The organism is Janthinobacterium sp. PC23-8 (assembly GCF_002250505.1).
Classification (GTDB): Bacteria; Pseudomonadota; Gammaproteobacteria; order Burkholderiales; family Burkholderiaceae_D; genus Janthinobacterium.
Window position 1 is genome coordinate 239,501 of sequence record NZ_NJGY01000003.1, and the last position, 16,370, is coordinate 255,870.

Annotated in this window: 18 protein-coding genes; 11 read left to right on the forward strand and 7 right to left on the reverse strand. The window is 67.2% G+C overall.

Annotated elements, in window-relative coordinates; genetic code table 11:
* The first annotated feature begins 116 nt into the window (after window positions 1–116).
* Window positions 117–1,283, forward strand: a complete 1,167-nt coding sequence (locus CD932_RS20550) for a 4-hydroxybenzoate 3-monooxygenase (protein WP_094444667.1) — start codon at window positions 117–119, stop codon at window positions 1,281–1,283.
* Between the two features lie 37 nt (window positions 1,284–1,320).
* Here CD932_RS20550 and CD932_RS20555 read toward each other — a convergent pair whose 3' ends face one another.
* Window positions 1,321–1,959 (reverse strand): response regulator transcription factor, encoded by a 639-nt coding sequence (locus tag CD932_RS20555; RefSeq protein WP_094445286.1) that lies wholly within the window; start codon window positions 1,957–1,959, stop codon window positions 1,321–1,323.
* 124 nt (window positions 1,960–2,083) lie between these two features.
* Between CD932_RS20555 and hpaC the strand changes: the two genes are divergently transcribed.
* On the forward strand, window positions 2,084–2,617 hold the full coding sequence (hpaC, locus tag CD932_RS20560) for a 4-hydroxyphenylacetate 3-monooxygenase, reductase component (RefSeq protein ID WP_094444668.1): 534 nt from the start codon (window positions 2,084–2,086) through the stop codon (window positions 2,615–2,617).
* A 69-nt stretch (window positions 2,618–2,686) separates the two neighbouring features.
* On the opposite strand, the gene CD932_RS20565 is transcribed toward hpaC, so the two are convergent.
* From CD932_RS20565 to CD932_RS20585, 5 genes are read right to left on the reverse strand one after another with little or no spacing between them, the layout of a single operon-like run.
* Window positions 2,687–3,643 carry a PDR/VanB family oxidoreductase gene (locus tag CD932_RS20565; RefSeq protein WP_094444669.1) on the reverse strand — a complete coding sequence of 319 codons (957 nt, stop codon included), beginning with the start codon at window positions 3,641–3,643 and terminating at the stop codon, window positions 2,687–2,689.
* A gap of 6 nt (window positions 3,644–3,649) precedes the next feature.
* Complete coding sequence (locus CD932_RS20570; RefSeq protein WP_094444670.1) at window positions 3,650–4,156, reverse strand: aromatic-ring-hydroxylating dioxygenase subunit beta; 507 nt, start codon at window positions 4,154–4,156, stop codon at window positions 3,650–3,652.
* Complete coding sequence (locus tag CD932_RS20575) at window positions 4,153–5,439, reverse strand: Rieske 2Fe-2S domain-containing protein (RefSeq protein WP_094444671.1); 1,287 nt, start codon at window positions 5,437–5,439, stop codon at window positions 4,153–4,155. The genes CD932_RS20570 and CD932_RS20575 overlap by 4 nt, the downstream gene beginning before the upstream one ends.
* The gene (locus CD932_RS20580; protein WP_094444672.1) at window positions 5,436–6,623 is read right to left on the reverse strand and encodes an amidase; all 1,188 of its coding nucleotides are present in this window, start codon (window positions 6,621–6,623) and stop codon (window positions 5,436–5,438) included. The genes CD932_RS20575 and CD932_RS20580 overlap by 4 nt, the downstream gene beginning before the upstream one ends.
* Window positions 6,620–7,141, reverse strand: coding sequence for a nuclear transport factor 2 family protein (locus CD932_RS20585; RefSeq protein WP_094444673.1), 522 nt, complete (start codon window positions 7,139–7,141; stop codon window positions 6,620–6,622). Before CD932_RS20585 ends, CD932_RS20580 begins: the two co-directional genes overlap by 4 nt.
* Before the next feature lie 125 nt (window positions 7,142–7,266).
* Here CD932_RS20585 and CD932_RS20590 point away from each other — a divergent pair, with 125 nt between their 5' ends.
* Window positions 7,267–8,190: a LysR family transcriptional regulator gene (locus tag CD932_RS20590; RefSeq protein ID WP_094444674.1), complete on the forward strand. Its 924-nt coding sequence runs from the start codon at window positions 7,267–7,269 to the stop codon at window positions 8,188–8,190.
* On the opposite strand, the gene CD932_RS20595 is transcribed toward CD932_RS20590, so the two are convergent.
* Complete coding sequence (locus CD932_RS20595; protein WP_094444675.1) at window positions 8,172–9,701, reverse strand: ATP-binding protein; 1,530 nt, start codon at window positions 9,699–9,701, stop codon at window positions 8,172–8,174. The two genes, CD932_RS20590 and CD932_RS20595, sit on opposite strands and share 19 nt — an antisense overlap.
* A gap of 191 nt (window positions 9,702–9,892) precedes the next feature.
* Here CD932_RS20595 and CD932_RS20600 point away from each other — a divergent pair, with 191 nt between their 5' ends.
* From CD932_RS20600 to catC, 8 genes are all read left to right on the forward strand, one after another.
* A complete protein-coding gene (locus tag CD932_RS20600; RefSeq protein WP_094444676.1) occupies window positions 9,893–11,071 on the forward strand; it encodes an acyl-CoA dehydrogenase family protein in 1,179 nt (392 codons plus the stop codon).
* Window positions 11,072–11,107: 36 nt separating this feature from the next.
* Window positions 11,108–11,470 (forward strand): hypothetical protein, encoded by a 363-nt coding sequence (locus CD932_RS20605; RefSeq protein WP_094444677.1) that lies wholly within the window; start codon window positions 11,108–11,110, stop codon window positions 11,468–11,470.
* A gap of 3 nt (window positions 11,471–11,473) precedes the next feature.
* Window positions 11,474–12,220, forward strand: coding sequence for an SDR family NAD(P)-dependent oxidoreductase (locus tag CD932_RS20610; protein ID WP_094444678.1), 747 nt, complete (start codon window positions 11,474–11,476; stop codon window positions 12,218–12,220).
* Between the two features lie 11 nt (window positions 12,221–12,231).
* Window positions 12,232–12,636, forward strand: a complete 405-nt coding sequence (locus CD932_RS20615; protein ID WP_094444679.1) for a tautomerase family protein — start codon at window positions 12,232–12,234, stop codon at window positions 12,634–12,636.
* 16 nt (window positions 12,637–12,652) lie between these two features.
* Entirely contained in the window at window positions 12,653–13,633 is a 981-nt protein-coding gene (locus tag CD932_RS20620; protein ID WP_369679846.1) for a LysR family transcriptional regulator, read from the forward strand.
* Between the two features lie 105 nt (window positions 13,634–13,738).
* Window positions 13,739–14,761 carry a helix-turn-helix domain-containing protein gene (locus CD932_RS20625; protein WP_094444680.1) on the forward strand — a complete coding sequence of 341 codons (1,023 nt, stop codon included), beginning with the start codon at window positions 13,739–13,741 and terminating at the stop codon, window positions 14,759–14,761.
* 152 nt (window positions 14,762–14,913) lie between these two features.
* A complete protein-coding gene (locus CD932_RS20630) occupies window positions 14,914–16,053 on the forward strand; it encodes a muconate/chloromuconate family cycloisomerase (protein WP_094444681.1) in 1,140 nt (379 codons plus the stop codon).
* Window positions 16,054–16,068: 15 nt separating this feature from the next.
* Complete coding sequence (gene catC, locus CD932_RS20635; RefSeq protein ID WP_094444682.1) at window positions 16,069–16,359, forward strand: muconolactone Delta-isomerase; 291 nt, start codon at window positions 16,069–16,071, stop codon at window positions 16,357–16,359.
* The last annotated feature ends 11 nt before the right edge of the window (window positions 16,360–16,370 follow it).

The following is a 16,370-nucleotide window of genomic DNA, read 5'->3' on the forward strand; positions in this document are numbered from 1 at the left end:
TAGCTGGGGAGGCGTGGGTCTGTCGAAATAGTACAAGTTTTATGCTGTTTCATCCATTCTTTTTAAGGCTCCCCGAGGCTACGATGGCTGCACATCACAACCATATCGGAGACATTATGCGTACCCAGGTAGCCATTATCGGCGCCGGCCCGGCGGGCCTGCTGCTATCACATCTGCTGCATTTGAACGGCATCGAATCGATCGTGCTGGAGTCGCGCAGCCAGGCCGAGATCGAAGCGACGATACGCGCCGGCGTGCTGGAACAAGGCACCATGGACATCCTCACCAACGCCGGCGTCGGTGCCCGCATGCAGGCCGAGGGTGCTCTGCACCATGGCATAGAACTGGCGTTCGGCGGCCGCCGCCACCGCATCGACCTGACCGAACTGACGGGCAAGGCCATCACCGTCTATCCGCAGCACGAAGTGATCAAGGATCTGGTGGCGGCGCGGCTGGCGGCCCAGGGCCAGTTGCTGTTCGAAGTCGGCGCGGTGCAATTGCACGACATCGACAGCACCGCGCCGGCGGTCAGCTTCCGGCATGGTGGCGAGGCGCTGCGCATCGATGCCGATTTCGTGATCGGCTGCGACGGCTACCACGGCGTGACGCGGCCGGCCATGCCGGCGCAAGAGCGCCAGGATTTCCAGCGCATCTACGGCTTCGGCTGGTTCGGCATCCTGGTCGAATCGGCGCCATCGTCCGATGAGCTGATCTATGCGCAGCATGAGCGCGGCTTCGCGCTGGTCAGCACGCGCTCGCCGGCGGTGCAGCGCTTGTACTTCCAGTGCGATCCGGCCGACCACGTCGACAACTGGTCGGATGACCGCATCTGGGCCGAGTTGCACGCGCGCCTGGAGAACAACGATGGCTGGAAGGTCAACGAGGGACGCATTTTCCAGAAAGGGATCATCGGCATGCGCAGCTTCGTCTCGACGCCGATGCAGGCGGGCCGGCTGTTCCTGGCCGGCGACGCGGCGCACATCGTGCCACCCACCGGCGCCAAGGGCATGAACCTGGCGGTGTCGGACGTGCACCTGCTGGCGCAGGGGCTGGAGCAGTTTTACCGCCAGGGGCGGGAAGACCGGCTGCAGGGCTACACGGCTGGCGCCTTGAAACGCATCTGGCGCGCCGAGTATTTTTCGTGGTGGATGACCAGTCTGCTGCACACCTTCGCCGAGGCCACTCCCTTCAGCCGCGAAATGCAGCGCGCCGAACTGGAATGCGTGGTCAGTTCGCGCGCGATGGCGACGGCGCTGGCGGAAAACTACGTCGGCGCGTTCTGATCATGGACGGTGGGCGGCAGATTGCCCAGGGCTGATATCAACCCTTGCCTCCCACCTGCGTCAATATGCCCGGCCCGAACGCCAGCACCACATCGCGCACCAGCCCCGCCGAACTGTGACAACCGAGCTTCTCCTTGACGGCGGCGCGGTGCACGTCGACCGTGCGGGCGCTGATATTGAGGGCACGGGCGATGACCTTGCTGGCGTCGCCGCGCAGCATGCCGTCGAGTACCTCGCGCTCGCGCGGACTCAGGTGCTTGAGCTTTTCGCGCAGCTCGATCCGTTTGGCACGCTCGGGAAAGCGTTTTTCTTCGTCGCCCAGCACCAGCTGGATGCGGTCGAGGATCTGTTGCGAGTTGTACGGCTTTTCAAAAAAATCGACGGCGCCGGCGCGCAGCGCGCGCACCGACATCGGGATGTCGCCGTGGCCCGAGACGAAAATGATCGGCAACTCGCTGCCCAGGGCCTTGAGCCGCTCCTGCAGCTGGAAGCCGCTGATCTCGGGCATGCGTACATCGAGCACCAGGCAGGCCGGCGCCTGGGCGTCGTAGGCGTCGAGGAAGGCCGCAGCGCCCGGAAAACAGGCGGTGCGGATATTGACCGAATTGAGCAGCCACGCCAGCGAAGTGCGCGCGCCTTCGTCGTCATCGACGATATAAACCACGGAAGTATCCATCTTTTTCGTCTCCATCCTGCGTCCCGACTACGTAATTTCCTTATCCGCACTGGCGTTCTGCCGCATTGTCCGCGCCTGGCCGCTGCCGTATTCTGGCGATGAACCCACACCAGAGGAGACTTGCATGACTACCCCCGCCAAACCCGCCCCCACGCTCACGCCGCAGCAAACCGCCTTCCGCCATGCGATGGCGCACCTGCCGGCGGCAGTGTGCATCATCACCACCGACGGCGACGCTGGCCGCTGCGGCATCACCGCCAGCGCAGTGTGCTCGGTCACCGACAGCCCGCCCACGGTGCTCGTCTGTATCAACCGCAACAGCGCCATGCACGACGTGTTCAAGCAGAACGGCCACCTGTGCATCAATGTGCTCAGCGGCGAGCACGAACAGCTGGCCATGCATTTCTCCGGCGCCACCAGGGTGGCCATGGACGAGCGCTTCACCTTCGACGACTGGCAGGCCGGCGTGGCGGGCCAGCCGGTGCTGGCCGGCGCGCTGGTCAAGCTGCAAGGCCATATCCAGGACGTCAAGGCGGTCGGCTCGCATTCGGTGCTGTTCGTCGAACTCGACGAGATCGACGTGCGCGAAGAGCGCGACAGCCTGATCTACTTCAACCGCCTGTTCCACACCGTGCGCCCGACCCGCGCCGTCGCCTGATTTCACTGCCCCAGTGTAAAGCCGGATTGCGGCATTGTTCTAGCCGCAATCCGCAAATCCACCCCACCGTTACAGATCCAGCACCAGCCGCGCCGAGCGCGAGCGCGAGACGCAGGCGCAGATCTGGTCGTTGGCGGCCTTTTCCTTTTTTGACAGGCAATGGTCGCGGTGATCCGGCTCACCGTCGAGCACCGGCACCACGCACGTGCCGCAGATGCCCTCCCTGCATGAGGTGTCGAGCATGATGCCGGCGCGCGCCAGCACGTCGACGATGCTCTCGCCTGGCGGCACCGCCAGCACCTGGCCCGAGGCCGCCAGTTCCAGCTCGAAAGCGTGGTCCGCGCCGCTGGCCGCCACCGGAGCGGCCTGGAAGTGCTCGAGGTGGATGCTTTCCGACGGGCGATCGAGGGCGGCGCGCGCCACCACGGCGTCCATGAACGGCGCCGGGCCGCAGGTGTAGACGTGCGCGGCAGCGCCGCTGGCGGCGGCCGCCAGACAGGCGTCGAGCACGCCCGGCATCGCCTCGGGCGACACGCCATAGTGAAAGCGCACATTGCCGCCGAAGCGCGGCGCCGCCAGCAGCGCCGCAAACGCCGCATCGGTTTGGCTGCGCGCAAAGTAATGCAGCGTGTAGCGCGCCTCGCCGCCGCTCAGGGCATACACCATGTTGAGCAGCGGCGTGATGCCGATGCCGGCGCCGAACAGCACATGTTCGGGCGCGCCTTCATCGAGCGCGAACAGGTTGCGCGGCGCGCCGATCTCCAGCGCCGCGCCGGGGCGCACCTGGGCGTGCAGCGCGCGCGAGCCGCCGCGCGAGGCCGCCTCAAGCTTGACGGCGATCCGGTAGCACGACAGGTCGGCCGGATCGCCGCACAGCGAGTACTGGCGCACGATGCCGCCAGGGACCGTGACGTCGACATGGGCGCCCGGCGTATAGGGCGGCAGCGGCGCGCCGGCCGGGTCGGTCAGGCGGAAGGCCAGGATGCCTGGCGCTTCTTCGGTAATGCTGGCAACGGTCAGTTTCATGGCCGCTCACAGTAAAAAGCCGAGCGCATTGAGCGCGTCTTGCGAATTGACCAGGCGCACTACCTTGCGCACCAGTTTCGGGCCGTCTTCGGTCAGGCGGATGCGGTGCGTCAGGTTGGCGGCGAACAGCGTGGTCGCGCCGCGCTTGAAGGCGGCCAGCAGCTGGGCCGAGCGTACTTCGATCTCGTCGTCCACGGCTTCGACCAGGGTGAAGCGCGACACCGTGCGCACGGTGACGGCCGAATCGGCGGCCGACATCGAAAAGCCCGAGGTGAAGCGCTCGATACGCAGCCGGCGCATGCGCGCGTCGTCGTAGACGTAGTTCAGGGTGCTGGCGAAATCGGTGGTGTCAGGATCGATCGGCACCACATAGTGGCCGTCGTCGGCCCACAGCTGGCCCCAGTCCCCGTAGTTTTTGCTGTCGAGCAGCTCGGCCTCGTGCCAGACAAAGGCGATGGCGCGGCCGAATGGGGTGTCCTGGCCGGCGCCAGGCAGATTGTGTTGGTTTTTCATTTGCTCATCATCCTTTTCCACATGGCATAGGCTTCGCGCATGCCGGTTTCGTCTGTCGAATGCGACACCTTGTCGCCGTTCTGGTCCTGCCACTCGCGGTTCAGGCCGCGGTTGACGAGTATCGGCACGTCGCGCCCGGCGTGCGCGCCGGCCTGCACGCGCTCCCACGCCTCGGCGTCGTCCGGGCTGCCGAAGCCGAACGGGCCCTGGAAGTGTTCGTGGATGCGCAGCCGTTCGCGGTTGGCGATCTCGGGGCCGCCGTCCATGCCCAGCGCCACGTGGCGGATTTCCGTCTCGTCGACGGCCACCGGGCGCAGCACGCGGAAAAACGACATCGACATGGCCACGTTGGGAAACAGGTTCAGGTTGAAGCCGGCGCCGTGCAGCGAGCGCACGATGCGGCGCACCTGCTCGGGCGGATAGTCCTTCGACAGTGCTTCGGTGACGTGGGCGAAGCGCTCCTGCAGTGCCTCGGTGCCGTCGTCGATATCGAGGTCGACGTGCTCGGGCACCATCACCATCACGCTGTGGCCATTGCCCAGCGAACGGGTGATCGATTCCTCGTCGGTCATGAACGACAGCATGGCCGAGGTTTCCGCGTCGACCGACTGCAGGAAAGTCTTGTGCACCACCGGAAAGTGGTAGCCGTCGGTGGTGTTCTCGAGCTGGATCTTCCAGTTGCCCTTGAAGCTGAACTTGTGTTCGCCCTGGGTCTTGACCGGGAAGCCGGCGCCCTGTTTCATGAACAGGTCGATCCAGTGCCGGGCGTTGCCCAGGAAGTCTTCCAGCGGTTCCACGTCCTGGTTGTAGCTGGCGAAGATCATGCCGCCATACACGCCGACCTTCAGGCTTTTCAGCGGCAGGTCCGATTTTTCGATCACGTCCTCGTAGCCGTCGGCATACGGCAGGCCGCGCAGCTTGCCGTCCAGGCCATACGACCAGCTGTGATAAGGGCAGGTAAAGCCGGTGGCGTTGCCACGGGTTTTTTCGCAGACGGTGGCGCCGCGGTGGCGGCAGCGGTTTTCCAGCACGTGGATAGCGTGCTGGCGGTCGCGCACCACGATCACCGGATTGCGGCCGACAAAGGTCGAGCGGAAGTCGCCCGGCTTGGGCAGTTCGCTGACGTGGGCCACCCAGATCCAGGTCTGGCTGAAGATGCGGTCCATTTCTGCGTCAAAGATCTGCGGATCGGTGTACAGCGAGGGGTCGACCAGGGCGTCCTGGACCAGGTCGGCGTAGCCGGACTGCGCGGTGCGCGGGTGGAAGCGTAAGGGGGCGTTCATGGGTGCTCCTGTGGTTGATCGGGTGAGTGATCTGGTGAATGAGAGGGAACGGCGTGATGGTCCAGCATGTCCTGCAGATGCAGCGCGAGGGCGCACAGGCGTTCGTCGTCGCCCTTGCGCCCGATCAGTTGCAGGCCCGCCTTCCAGGGCGAACCGGCGGCCAGCGATATCGGCAAACTCAGCGCCGGATGGCCGCTGAGATTGAAGGGGCGCACCAGCCGGCTCAAGGCGAGCACCGGCTGGCCCGCCGCCACCTCGGCCAGGGTCGGCGGCAGCGACGGCAGGGTCGGCAGCACCAGCGCGTCGACGCCTTCGAGCGCGCGGTCGACCTCGTCGGTAAAGGCGCGGCGCACCTGTTCGGCGGCGGCGCGCGCGGCGTCGGTGGTGGCGCCGGCGGCCGCCAGGCGCGCGGCCACGTCGGCGCCCACCTTGCCACTGCCCAGCAAGTGGCCGAAGGCGGCCCAGGTCTCGACATTGATGATGGTCATGCCGGCCTGGAACGCCGCGTCCAGGCCGGGCAGGGCGCGTTGTTCGGTGTGCCAGCCGCTGGCGCCAAGCGCCTGGTTCAGCGCCGCTTCGATGGCGGCGTCGCTGCCGGTGGCCAGCACGCCGACGCTGGCCTGCGCCTGCGGCGTGTTGGCCCGCGCCGCGTCAAAAGCGGGGACGATCGCCGCCATCACCTGGTTCAGCACCCGCATCTCGCGCGCCAGAGGGCCGACGCAATCGAGGCTGCTGTCGCGCGGCCAGGCGCCGGCCCGGCTGACGCGCCCGAAGGTAGGTTTGAAGCCGATCACGCCGCAGCAGGCCGCCGGCAGGCGGATCGAGCCACCGGTGTCGCTGCCCAGCGCCGCGTCGGCCTCGCCGTCGCCGACGGCCACCGCCGAGCCGCTCGACGAGCCGCCCGGTATCCATTGCGCATGCTGCGCATTGCGCGGCGTGCCGGCCCAGTGGTTAATGCCGGTCATGCCGTAGGCCAGTTCGTGCATGGTGGTCTTGCCGTTGATTAGCCAGCCAGCAGCCAGCAGCAGGCGCACCGCCTCGGCGTGCCGTGCCGCCGGCGCGCTGTCGGCCAGCGCGGCGCTGCCGCCGCGCGTGGCGTGGCCGGCGATGTCGATGCAGTCCTTGATGGCGATGCTGGCGCCGCCCTCGCGGCCCAGCGTGAACCGTTCAACATAGGCGTTCATGCGCTTTTCTCCCCGGCTGGCGCTGGGTTCCATGGCACGCATTCCAGGCGTTCGGTGCGAAAGTGCGCGATCAGCCAGCGACCGTCCGGCAGCGGCGCAAAATCGACTTCCAGGCGCGCCGTGATCGCCTGCGCGTCGCCGTCGCCGTCGCCGTAGGTCGACAGCTGCAGCATCAGCCACTGGCCGCGCGCGCCGGCGCCGTCTTCGTTGACATACACCTGGTCGGAGGTGAGAAAGTGCAGGTTGCGCCGGAAGTGGGTGGATGGCGCCAGGTAGGCGCCGACAAAGGCGGCGATCGCTTGCCGGCCCTGGTGGCGGCCGAAGGTGCCGGCATACAGCGCGCCGACGCCTTCCCATACCGCGTCGTCGGTAAACAGGTCGGCCAGTTGCGGAAAACGGCGGTCGGCGCAGGGCTGGTCGCACAGCTGCATGTAGCGTCCCAGCGTGTTGCGTACCTGCTGCGCCGCTTCCACGCGGGACAGGCGTGCGGCCAGGTCTTGCAGTGCAGTGGTGCTCATGGTGTCTCCCGGTTTGTTGTTGTGAAATGCAGCTCGATTCTAGGAGCGCAATTAACATAGATCAAATTGATGTATTGTATGATCTGAATCAGTGACATGGATTATGGTGGGGAGACTAAACAGCAATGACGACCTTTAACAATGTGGACCTGAACCTGCTGCGCGTGTTCCAGGCGGTATCGGAAGAGCGCAGCCTGACCCTGGCGGGCCACCGCCTGCACCTGTCGCAGCCGGCCGTCAGCTACGCCGTCAGCCGCCTGCGCGAACTGTTCAACGACCCGCTGTTCGTGCGCACGCGCGACGGCATGCAGCCGACGCCGGCCGCGCTGGAACTGGCCAAGCCGATCGGCCGCGCGCTGCAGGCCGTGCACGAAGCGTTGCGCTATGCCGACGGCTTCGATCCGGCGTCCAGCACGCGCGTGTTTCGCGTGTCGATGACGGACGTGGCCGAAATGGTGTTCCTGCCGCCGATCTGCGAGCAGTTGCGCCAGCTGGCGCCCCAGGTGCAGCTGAAGGTGGTGCAGGTGCCGCAGGAGGGTCTCGTCGAGGCGCTGCGCACTGGCAACATCGATTGCGCGATCGGCAACCTGCCGGCGATCCGCGAGGCCACGCGCCACGCCTTGCTGTTCAGCGAATCGTATTGCTGCCTGACGCGCCGCCGCGCGGGGTTGCCGCGGCGCCAGGCGCTGCGCCTGGAGGAATTCGAGGCGCTATCGCATGTGCAGGTGCGTTCGGCCGAAAGCAGCCATAGCCAGGTGGCGCAGGCGCTGCACGGGCTGGGGGTGGCGCGCCGGGTGGCGCTGGAGATTCCGCATTTTTCGGTGCTGCCGCTGATCCTGGCGCAATCGGACCTGGCGGCCACGGTGCCGCTGCGCATCGGGCGGTTGTTCAACGCCGGCAAACAGTTCGCGCTCTACGAGTTGCCGGTGGCGCTGCCGCCGGTCGACATCATGCTGCACTGGCACGAGGAGTTTGACAACGACCTGGCCGGCAAGTGGCTGCGCCAGCTGGTGCTGGACCTGTTGCAGGGTTACGGCCGCAATTGCTGAACGCCGCTGTCGGCCAGCCGTGGCAAGAGCGGCAGCGCGAAGCGGAACAACGCGCCGCCCGGTGCGCCCTGTTCGGCCCAGATGTCGCCGCGATGGCGGCCGATGATGTTCTTGCATAGCGCCAGGCCGATGCCGTTACCGCTCACTTTCGAGGTAAAGAAGCCGTCGAACAGGCGCTCGTGCAGGGCGGCGGCGATGCCCTCGCCCTGGTCGCGCACCGACAGCAGCGCCCGGCCGCCGTCGGCCTGGCACCAGAGTTGAACCCGGCGCCGCGCTTGCGGCGCGCGCTGCATCTCCTCGATGGCGTTGAAGGCCAGGTTCAGGATCACTTGGCCAATCAGCACCTTTTCGCAGCTGATCATCAAAGGCTGCGGCGCGAATTCAAACGCCAGCCGCACGCCGGCCTCGGCCGCTTTCAGTTCGATGAAGTAGCGGGTGTCGGCCAGGATGGCGTTCAGGTCGGCCGGCGCCTCCGTTTGTTCGAGCTTGACCACGTAGGCGCGCACGCTGCTGATGATGGCGCTGGCGTGGTCGACCTGGCGCGCGGCGGCGTCCAGCCCGAACAGCAGATCCTCGCGGGCGGGGTGCTTGTCGGTGGCGGCGCCGCGCAGGCGCAGGCTGGTGCCCTCGATATAGTTGCGGATCGCCGCCAGCGGCTGGCTCAGTTCATGCGCGATGGCGCCGGCCATTTCGCCCATGGCATTGTGGCGCGCCAGGTATTCGAGCGCGGCCTGCTGGTCGCGCCGCGCGCGCGCCGCTTCCACCTGTTCGCTGATGTCGCGAAAATGCAACAGGTGGCCCGTGAGATCGCCCTCGATATCGATATGGCGGCAGCTGCCCTGGAACCAGCGGCGCCGGCCCTCGGCGCCGGTTGTCGTGGAAAAGCCCAGCGACAGCGCCGGGCCGTCCGGCAGGGCCAGCGCCAGCACCCGTTCGAGTTCGTGGCGCGAATCGGTCACGCACAGGCTGCGCAGCAGGGGCAGGGCGGCGCCTGGCGCGGCGTCGAGGTGCAGCAGCTGGCGCCCGGCCGCGCTCAGGTAGGCGAAGCGGCCGTCGGCGTCCAGCACCGCCACGCCCTCGTCGGAGTCCTGCATGAATTCCTTGAGCCGGCTTTCCAGCCGTTTCATCTGGCGCCTGGCCTGCTCCTCGCGCGCGATGTCGCGAAACTGCACCATGATCACGTCGCCGCCGGACAGGTGCACCAGGGTGGCCACCGCTTCGGACATGATGTCCTCGCCCTGCTTGCTGCGATAGCACCATTCGATGATATTGATGCCGCGTTCGACCGCCCCCTGCAGCCAGCGCAGGCCGATATCGCGGCCGTAGCGCGCCGTATGCGCGCTCATGTCGGGCGCCTTGAGCGGCAGCAGCTCCTCGAGGGTGAAGCCGAGCACGGCGCAGGCGGCCGGGTTGGCCCAGACGATGGCCTTGGTGGCCGCGTCGTGCACGATGATGCAGGAGGACATGGCCTGCACCATGCGCTGGAAATCGCCCGATTCGAATTGCGCCATGGTGTTCTCCGCCAAAGTAGCAGCCGATTATAGGGCGGCCCGCGCGCCGCCGCGCGCCACTACGTAATTTCTTCAGACGCCACCGGCATTGCACCTAGCGTTGCCGGAATCATCCCGATTGAAGCCTGCCTGCGACCTGCCTACACTGGCAGCAGCCGTTTGCGCCATGCCACATACATCAGGAGACAACCATGCTAGCCCATCACGCCGAAGCCCCATCGATTGCCACCACTGCGGCCAGCGCCGCCCCCAATGAGACGTTCGACCAGTTGCTGGCCGATATCCGCCTGCGCCACGCCGAATTTTCCACCCTGCGCCACGTGCCGCGCGACGTCATCGACCGCCTCAAGCGCCAGGGCGTGTACCGCGCCGCCACGCCGGCCTGCTTTGGCGGCAGCGGCATGAGCCCCGCCCAATTCCTGGCGCTGGTCGAACGCATCTCGCAGGCCGACGGTTCTACCGGCTGGGTAGCCAGCTTCGGCTCGGCCTCGATCTATCTGGCGGCGCTGCCGAAAGCCACGCAAGCGATCATGTATGCGGACAGCCCGGACCTGGTGTTCGCCGGCGGCCTGTTCCCGATCCAGCCGGCGGCCCAGGTCGACGGCGGCTTCCTGGTGAACGGCACCTGGAAGTTTGCCAGCGGCTGCAAGGGCGCCGACGTGCTGGGCGTGGGCATCGGCACGGCCACCCCGGGCCAGCCGGGCGGCAAGCCGCGCACCGCCGTGCTGCCGCGCGAGCAGGTCGAGATCATCGACAACTGGGACGTGGTGGGCCTGTGCGGCACCGGCAGCCACGACCTGCGCGTCGATGCCCGCTTCGTTGCCGAAGAATGGACTTTCGTGCGCGGCGGCGAGCCGATGATCGACGAGCCCCTGTTCCGCTATCCGACCATCGCCTACGCCGCGCAGGTGCTGGCGGTGGTCAACCTGGGCATCGCGCGCGCCGCCATCGAGGAAATCAACAGCATGGCAGGCGGGCGCGTGGCCATCACCGGCGCGCCCAAGCTGGCCGACCGCTCCTATGTGCGCATCGAGGTGGCCAAGGCCGAGGCGCGATTGCGCGCGGCGCGCGGCTTTTTCTACGATATCACCGGCGAAGTATGGAATACCGTGCTGGCCGGCGACCCGGTCACGCCGGCGCAGGTGGCCACCTTGCGCCTGGCGGCGGTCGATGCCGCCCGCGCCGGCGATTCGGTGACGCGCCACATGTACGGCCTGGCCGGCACCACGGCGATCTATACCAGCCATCCGCTGCAGCGCTACCTGCGCGACGCGGCCGTGGTGCGCCAGCACGCTTTCCTCGGCGAGGGTATCTACGATGGCGCCGGCGCCGTCGCGCTGGGCGTGCCGCCGATGCCCGGCTTCCTGTAATTTCTCACCTCCCACAACAATACACTGGAGACCACCATGTCCGACACCCCAAAAGATCCCCTGCGCGTGCTGTTTTGCATCGGCGTGACGCAAAACTTCTTCGACCTGCCCGAAACCGACATCGGCGCCGTCTGGAAAGGCTATGGCGAGATGATGAGCGCCATGAACGCCATGCCCGGGGTGAACATCCTCGGTACCATGGACGACGACCGCACCATGGTCGGTGCGTCCGAATCGTGGCCGTGGACGGTCTACATCATGGCCGACGTGGCCGATCTCGACACCGTCGTCGCCGCCTGCAACCTGTTCCGCACCGTCAAGGTGGGCGACTACCGCCTGTGGAAGTTCGGCAAGATCGAAGCGCGCATCGGCCGCGCCCTGATCATCCAGGGAGCTTGAGCCATGAACGACCGCAAAGTCGCGCTGGTCACGGGTGCGGCCCGCGGCCTCGGTGAACTGATCGCGCGCCGGCTGCACGCGGCCGGCTACAAGGTGGCGCTGGCCGACCTCGACGCCGACGCCGTGGCGGCCATCGCCGGCAACCTCGATGGCAGCGGCGACACCGCGCTGGGCCTGCGCCTCGACGTGCGCGAAAAGGCCGGTTTCGAAGCCGCCGCCGCCATGCTCGAACAGCGCTGGGGCGGCGTGCATGTGCTGGTCAATAACGCCGGCCAGTCGCGCGTGGCGCAGCTGATGGAGATCGGCGCCGACGAGTTCGACGCCGTCGTCGCGGTCAACCTGCGCAGCGTGTTCCTGGCCTGCCAGGTGTTCGGCCAGGCGTTCGCCAGGCGCGGCTACGGGCGCATCATCAATGTCGGCTCGCTGGCCGGGCAGACCGGCGGCACCGCCACCGGCGCCCATTACGCGGCCGCCAAGGGCGGCGTGCTGACGCTGACCAAGGTGTTCGCGCGCGAGCTTGCCGCCTCCGGCGTGACCGTCAACGCCATTTCGCCAGGCCCGCTGGACCTGCCCATCGTGCACGAGACGGTGCCGGCCGAAAAGCTGGCGGCGATCACGCAAACCATCCCGGTGCGCACGCTAGGGGACGCCGGCTTCGTCGCCGACGCCGTGCTGCTGCTGGCCGCGCCAGGCGCCGCCTCCGTCACCGGCGCCTGCTGGGATATCAACGGCGGCCTGTTCATGCGCTGAAAGGAGTCTTCATGCCAACCATCCAGGCCTACATTACGGCCGGCCAGCCGCCGGCGTCCAGGCAGCGTTTGATCGCGCTGCTGACCGACGCCGTCGTCGCTTCGGTCGACGCGCCGCCCGAAGCGGTGTGCGTGATGCTTACCGAAGTGCCGCACGAGCATTATGCGGTGGCGGGCCAGCCGGCAAGCGCGCCGCGCGCCGTGCTGCAGGTGTTCCTGATCGCCGGGCGCAGCGACGCGCAAAAGGCGCGCCTGATCGAACGCCTGACGGCGGCGGCCGCCGCCATCGGCGTGGCGCCCGAGGTAGTGCGGGTCTTCATCGTGGACCTGCCCAACAGCGACTTTGGCCTCGGCGGCGTGACGGCGGCGGCGCTCGGGCGCGGCATCGACCGTGCCGCCTTGCTGCGCCAGCACTGAAACAGGAGCAATCACCATGACGATGGAACTGCGGCATCTGAAGTATTTTCATGCGGTGGCCGAAACGCTCAGTTTCAGCCGCGCCGCCGAGCGCCTGCATATCGCGCAACCGCCGCTGAGCCGGCAGATCCGCCAGCTCGAGGATCTGCTCGGCGTCGAACTGGTCGACCGCGAGTCGAGGCCGATCGCGCTGACGGTGGCCGGCAAGTTCTTCTACGAGCAGACCTGGCAGGTGCTGTCGCGCCTGCGCGAAATCGAGGAGGGCACGCGCCGGCTGGTGCGCCACCAGCGCGTCTGGCTGGGCATCGGCTTCGTGCCGTCGGTGATGTGCGGGCTGCTGCCCCAGCTGATACGGCGCTTTCGCGCCGTCGAACCGGAGGTGGAGACCAGTTTCACCGAGCTGCTGACGATGGAGCAGGCGGCCGCGCTCAAGCTGGGCCGGATCGATGTCGGCTTCGGCCGCCTGCCGATCGACGACCCCGACATCGAGTGCGTCACCTTGCTGCGCGAGCCGCTGCTGGCGGCGCTGCCGGCCTCGCATCCGCTGGCCGGCCGCCTGGCCATACCGCTGGCCGAGCTGGCGCGCCAGGCGCTGGTGGTCTACCCGGCGCGGCCGCGTCCCGGCTACGCCGACCAGGTGCTGGAATTGTTTGCCCGCCACGGCGTGCCGCCGGCAACCGTGCGCGAAGCGAACGAGATGCAGACCGCGCTGGGCCTGGTGGCGGCCGGCATCGGCGTGGCGCTGGTGCCGGCGTCGGTCGGCCACGGCCGCCGCGACAGCGTGGTGTTTCGCCCGGTGCTCGAAGCGGACGCGGTGTCGCCCGTGATCATGAACTGCCGCCGTGGCGACGCCGGGCTGGTGCTGGCGCGCTTTCGCGCCATGGCCGCCGAGATGCTGCCGCTGGCGATCGACGAGCACGCCGGTGCTGGCGCACACCATGTCGCGCTGGCGCGTCATGAACTGCCAGACAATGTTGTTACCAATGTTGTTACATAAGCGCTGCAATCGCGCAACAACGGCGGCTAAATTATCGCGGGTGTGACTTTTAGTGAGAAAGTGGCGTTAATATTGACCCATATCATTGCCTTTTTGATTTGAGTCATGCACACACCTTCCGCTCCCCTGGCTGTTCCCATGCTCGTTCCGATCTCGCGCTGGCATAGCGAAGACATCGACGAGCAGTCGGCCTTGCTGTCGGGTTGGCAGCAGGAGTATCGCCAGCTCGGTTGCGGCAAATTCGCCGGCAAGGTCGCCAGCGTGCAGGGGCCGCAGATCATGATCGTGGCCGAGCAGACCAACCAGTCGCTGCACCAGCGCGTGGCGCCGCCCGCCGGCAGCGTGGTGTTTGGCCTGGTGCTCAACAACGACACGCTGCAGATTGACCAGCGCCCGGTCGGCGCGCAGTCGCTGATCGTGCTCGAAGGCGGCAGGACCTACGACTTGCGCACCGAGGGCAATGTGGAGTTGCTGGGCCTGTCGCTGGACGCCGGCTTGTTGAACAGTCACCGCGGTGGCGCCAGCGGCGACATCGTGCAGCGCGCGCTGGGCTGCGGCGTGGTGCCGCTGACCGACAGCGCCGGCGCCATGCTGCGCCATTTCTGGCTGATGGTGTCGCATATGCTGCACTCGCAAAGCAACTGGCCCGAGGAGATGCCGCTGTCGCTGCTGACCGACACGGCGCTGAACAATATCGTGCTGGCGCTCAATATCAGCGCCGGGGTGGACATTCCCGCCATGCCGCAATCGGCGCAGCGCCAGGTGCGCGTGGTGCGGCAGGCGATCGCCTTCATGCGCGACAACCTGGCCAACGACTTCTCCATCGTCGAGGTATGCGCCGCCGCCCACGTCAGCCAGCGCACCTTGCAGTATCACTTCGAAAGCTGCCTGGGCGTGTCGCCGCAGCAGTACCTCAAGGCGATGCGCCTGAACGCGGCGCGGCGCATCCTGCGCTTGATCAGCAAGCGCGAGGCGGCGGGACCGCGCCAGCCCAATATCGCCGACGTCGCCGCGCTGTGCGGCTACGAACACGCCAGCCGCTTCGCCGGCGACTACCGCCGCCAGTTCGGCGTGCTGCCTTCCGAGACCATGCGCGAAGGCGCGCAAACCCTGTCGATTTCAGCCTGAGCGAGCGCCGCTGGCCGCTGCCGCATCCCTGCGCATCCCCCTCATTGCTCTTCGCACCGCCTTATACCTTTCAGGTATGGCGCTTGCCGCCATCGGTCTTGGACGCGGCGCGTACTTGTTCCTAAGATGGAGTGAACAATACGAGGAGTGCCATGAGCCATACCACCATCAGGATAGAGAACGTCGACGTGCTGCTGCTCGACCTGCCGACCATCCGCCCGCACCAGCTGTCGGTCGCCACCATGCGGCGCCAGAAGCTGGTGCTGGTGCGCATCCGCGCCGAGGACGGCATCATCGGCTGGGGTGAGGCGACCACCATCGGCGGCCTGGCCTACGGCGAGGAAAGCCCGGACAGCATCCGCGTCAATATCGAAACCCATATGCGCCCGCTGCTGGTCGGCGCCGACGCCACCAGCCCGAACGCCCGCATGCATGCGCTGCGCGCCAGCCTGCAGGGCAACCGTTTCGCCCTGTGCGCCATCGAGACCGCGCTGCAGGACGCGCAGGCGCGCCGCATCGGCGTGCCGCTTTCGGACCTGTTCGGCGGCAGGGTGCGCGACAGCCTGCCGGTGGCCTGGACCCTGGCCAGCGGCGACACCGCGCGCGATATTGCCGAAGCCGAGGAAATGCTCGATCGCAAACGCCACAATGTCTTCAAGCTCAAGATCGGCGCGCGCGACGTGCGTGCCGACGCCGCCCACGTGGCCGCCATCAAGCGCGCGCTGGGCGAACGCGCCAGCGTGCGCGTCGACGTCAACCAGGCCTGGAGCCAGACCGAGGCCATGCTGGGCATGCAATTGCTCGAACACGCCGGCGTCGACCTGGTCGAGCAGCCGATCGCCGCCCACGACCACGAAGGCATGCGCCGCCTGCGCGACATGAACCGCGTGCCGCTGATGGCCGACGAGGCCTTGCACGGCCCGCTCGACGCCTTCCGCATCGCCGAACGCCGCGCCGCCGACGTGTATGCCATCAAGATCACCCAGTCGGGCGGCCTGAACGGCGCGCGCCAAGTGGCGGCAATCGCCGAGGCGGCCAATATCGGCCTGTACGGCGGCACCATGCTCGAAGGCGCGGTCGGCACCATCGCCTCGGCGCAGCTGTTCGCCACCTTCGGCGAACTGGCCTGGGGCACCGAGCTGTTTGGCCCGCTGCTGCTGACCGAGGACATCCTGCGCACGCCGCTGGTGTACGAGGATTTCGCGCTGCGCCTGCCGACCGGCCCGGGCCTGGGCATCGAGCTCGACGAAGACAAGCTGCTGTTCCTGCAGCGCCAGTACAACACCCAATAAAACCAGGGAGCCACCATGTTATTCAAAGTCAGCATGACCGTGCGCCTGCCGCACACCATGGCAAAAGACGAAGCCGAGCGCCTCAAGGCCACCGAGCGCGACGTGGCGCAGGCGCTGCAGCACAGCGGCAAATGGCGCCACCTGTGGCGCGTGGTCGGCCAGTACGCCAACGTCAGCATTTTCGACGTCGACAGCCCGGCCGAACTGCATCAGCTGTTGCAGACCCTGCCGCTGTTTCCCTACATGGAGATTGCGGTCGAGGCGCTGTGCCGCCACCCATCCTCGATTCACCAAGACGACCGCTAAACAATTTTAAC

Bases quoted from the DNA above. Each gene is read 5' to 3' on its own strand.
- CD932_RS20615 (WP_094444679.1), top strand. From the start codon at position 12,232: ATGCCAACCATCCAGGCCTACATTACGGCCGGCCAGCCGCCGGCGTCC.
- CD932_RS20585 (WP_094444673.1), bottom strand. From the start codon at position 7,141: ATGAGCACCACTGCACTGCAAGACCTGGCCGCACGCCTGTCCCGCGTG.
- CD932_RS20610 (WP_094444678.1), top strand. From the start codon at position 11,474: ATGAACGACCGCAAAGTCGCGCTGGTCACGGGTGCGGCCCGCGGCCTC.
- hpaC (WP_094444668.1), top strand. From the start codon at position 2,084: ATGACTACCCCCGCCAAACCCGCCCCCACGCTCACGCCGCAGCAAACC.
- CD932_RS20625 (WP_094444680.1), top strand. From the start codon at position 13,739: ATGCACACACCTTCCGCTCCCCTGGCTGTTCCCATGCTCGTTCCGATC.
- CD932_RS20620 (WP_369679846.1), top strand. From the start codon at position 12,653: ATGACGATGGAACTGCGGCATCTGAAGTATTTTCATGCGGTGGCCGAA.
- catC (WP_094444682.1), top strand. From the start codon at position 16,069: ATGTTATTCAAAGTCAGCATGACCGTGCGCCTGCCGCACACCATGGCA.
- CD932_RS20575 (WP_094444671.1), bottom strand. From the start codon at position 5,439: ATGAACGCCCCCTTACGCTTCCACCCGCGCACCGCGCAGTCCGGCTAC.
- CD932_RS20550 (WP_094444667.1), top strand. From the start codon at position 117: ATGCGTACCCAGGTAGCCATTATCGGCGCCGGCCCGGCGGGCCTGCTG.
- CD932_RS20565 (WP_094444669.1), bottom strand. From the start codon at position 3,643: ATGAAACTGACCGTTGCCAGCATTACCGAAGAAGCGCCAGGCATCCTG.
- CD932_RS20600 (WP_094444676.1), top strand. From the start codon at position 9,893: ATGCTAGCCCATCACGCCGAAGCCCCATCGATTGCCACCACTGCGGCC.
- CD932_RS20630 (WP_094444681.1), top strand. From the start codon at position 14,914: ATGAGCCATACCACCATCAGGATAGAGAACGTCGACGTGCTGCTGCTC.
- CD932_RS20605 (WP_094444677.1), top strand. From the start codon at position 11,108: ATGTCCGACACCCCAAAAGATCCCCTGCGCGTGCTGTTTTGCATCGGC.
- CD932_RS20590 (WP_094444674.1), top strand. From the start codon at position 7,267: ATGACGACCTTTAACAATGTGGACCTGAACCTGCTGCGCGTGTTCCAG.
- CD932_RS20555 (WP_094445286.1), bottom strand. From the start codon at position 1,959: ATGGATACTTCCGTGGTTTATATCGTCGATGACGACGAAGGCGCGCGC.
- CD932_RS20580 (WP_094444672.1), bottom strand. From the start codon at position 6,623: ATGAACGCCTATGTTGAACGGTTCACGCTGGGCCGCGAGGGCGGCGCC.
- CD932_RS20595 (WP_094444675.1), bottom strand. From the start codon at position 9,701: ATGGCGCAATTCGAATCGGGCGATTTCCAGCGCATGGTGCAGGCCATG.
- CD932_RS20570 (WP_094444670.1), bottom strand. From the start codon at position 4,156: ATGAAAAACCAACACAATCTGCCTGGCGCCGGCCAGGACACCCCATTC.